This is a genomic window from Acrocarpospora phusangensis (genome assembly GCF_016862995.1).
In the GTDB taxonomy this organism is placed as follows: Bacteria; Actinomycetota; Actinomycetes; order Streptosporangiales; family Streptosporangiaceae; genus Acrocarpospora; species Acrocarpospora phusangensis.
In genome coordinates, this window is sequence record NZ_BOOA01000177.1 from 1 (window position 1) to 2,723 (window position 2,723).

Genomic DNA, 2,723 nt, shown 5'->3' on the forward strand with positions numbered 1-2,723 from the left:
TTCTCCGCTCGATGAGCTTCAAGCGGCCGATGGACATCAAGTTCGGTCCCGACGGCGCGCTCTACCTGATCGAGTGGGGCTCCGGCTTCGGCGGCGACAACGCCGACTCCGGCATCTACCGCATCGAGTACACCAAGGGCAACCGCCCGCCGGTGGCCCGCGCCTCGGCCGACAAGACCGACGGCCCGGCGCCGCTGACGGTGCAGTTCTCCAGCCAGGGGTCGAGCGACCCCGACGGCGGGCAGCTCACCTACGCGTGGGACTTCGACGGCGACGGCGACACCGACTCCACCGCCGCCAACCCCTCGCACACCTACACCCAGGCCGGGCAGTACAGCGCGGTCCTGACCGTCACCAACCCGGGCGGCCTGCACGGCACGGCGAACGTGCCGATCACGGTCGGCAACACCCGTCCGACGGTCACCATCGAACTGCCCCCGAACGGCGGGTTCTTCGAGTTCGGCGACCAGGTGAAGTACAAGATCGCCGTCTCCGACGCCGAGGACGGGGCGATCGACTGCGAGGACGTCCGGATCCAGGCGTACCTGGGTCACGACAGCCACGGTCACCCGCTCGACCAGCACCAGGGTTGTGAGGGCACGATCCAGACGCTGTCCGACAGCGGCCACGGCATCGACGACAACCTATTCTACATCCTTGAGGCGACCTACGCCGACAAGGGCGGCCAGGGTGGCGCGCAGTCGCTGACCGGGCGGGCCGAGGCCATCCTCCAGCCCAAGCGCAAGCAGGCCGAGCACTTCTCGTCCACCGGCCGCACCGCGGACGGCCTGGGCACCGACGCCGCGGGCGTCGCGATCGAGAACGGCTCCGACCCGCAGGGCGGCAACCAGAACATCGGCTTCACCAACGACGGTGACTTCTGGGGCTACACGCCGATCAACCTGAGCGGCATCTCGCAGGTCCGGCTCCGGGTCTCCTCGGCCGGTCCCGGCGGCACCGTGCAGATCAAGACGGGCAACGCCGACACCGGCACCCTGGTGGGCTCGGTCGACGTGACGCCGACGGGTGGCTGGCAGACGTACAAGGACGTCACGGTCAACCTGAGCAACGTCCCGGCGACGACCGGCCCGGTGTTCTTCATCGTCCGCAAGCCGGCCAGCGCCGGAAACGGCGACTACCTGCTCAACTTCAACTGGGTCGACTTCATCGGCCAGGGTGTCACCGACAACCAGCGTCCGGTGGTGACCGTCGCGGCCAGCGCCGCCACGGGCATCGCCCCGCTGAAGGTCGACTTCACCTCGACCGCCAGCGACCCCGACAACAACACCCCGCTCACCTACAAGTGGAACTTCGGGGTGAACGGTTCGCCGCAGCCGACCACGGCCAACGCGAGCTACACCTACAACGCCCCGGGCACCTACACCGCCTCGGTGACGGTGACCGACTCCAAGGGCGCGTCCAACTCCGCGTACGTCAACGTGAAGGTGGACCCGCCGACCACGAACTGCTTCTCGGGACGTTCCGACGACTTCCTGGGCGCCGAACTGGACCGGAACCGCTGGTCGGTCGTCCGTGAGGACCAGAACCTCAAGGTCGCGGACGGCAAGCTCGTGCTGCCGACCTCGGCCACGGAGATCTACGGCAGCGGTCCGGGCAGCGTGACCAACATCGTTCTGCAGCCGCTGCCGCAGGGCGCCTGGACCGCCACCGCCAAGGTGACGCTCCGCGCCGACCGGCAGTACCAGCAGGCCGGTCTGGTCGTGTACGGCGACGACAACAACTACGCCAAGATGGTGCTCCAGGGCCGGAGCTCCACGCCCAACCACGCCGCCCGCATCTTCCAGTTCATCCGGGAGGAGAACGGCACGCCGAACGAGGTGGCGGCGAGCAACACCGGCAACCTCGGTGACGCCTACCCCGACACCGTGTACGTGCGGTTCATGAGCGACGGCTCGAACCTCACCGCGCACTACTCGGCGGACGGCACCACCTTCACCGCGATGCCGGAGACGAAGGCGCTGGCCGGGATCACCAACCCGCGCATCGGCCTCATGTCGTTCGCCAGCACCGGCGACCGCGTGATCGTCGACGCCGCGTTCGACTGGTTCCACATCTCGCCCGACAGCACGGCCACCAAGCCGGCGCCGAGCGACGAGTTCAACGGCACGGCGCTGGACACCTGCCGCTGGGACGCCATCGTGCGTGGCGACGCCGCCAGCGCCCGGGTGACCGGCGGCAACCTGGAGCTGGACACCACCCCCGGTGACATCTACGGGACCGGCAACACCGCTCCGAAGAACTTCATCCTGCAGACGCCGCCGAGCGGCGACTGGACGCTGGAGACGAAGGTCGACGGATCGGCGCTGAACGAGCAGTTCCAGCAGGGCGGCCTGATGGTCTACACCGACGACGACAACTACGTGAAGCTCGACTACGTCGCCGACAACGCCGCGGGTTCCGCGGTGGCGCGCCGTCTCGAACTGCGTAGCGAGGTCGCCGGGACCGTCGTGAACCCGCAGCCGAGCCTGGGCTCGCTCACCCAGGGCGTCTGGTACCTGCGGCTGAAGAAGGAGGGCAGCAACTTCCGCGGGTCGTACTCCGCGGACGGCACCACGTGGACCGACTTCGCGGAGGCGGTGCCGAACACCGCGGTCGCGAACGGCAAGGTCGGTGTCTACACCATCGGCACCAACCAGGCCGGGCCCAAGACGGTCAAGTTCGACTACTTCCGCCTGACTCAGGGAGTGCCGGACACGACCGCT

The 2,723-nt window shown here is 68.5% G+C and carries 1 protein-coding gene; it reads left to right on the top strand.

From position 1 onward, the window contains the following. Window positions 1-29 precede the first annotated feature (29 nt). Window positions 30-2,723, top strand: a 2,694-nt coding sequence (locus Aph01nite_RS40740) for a PKD domain-containing protein (RefSeq protein WP_204046448.1), incomplete at its 3' end; no start/stop codon positions are given.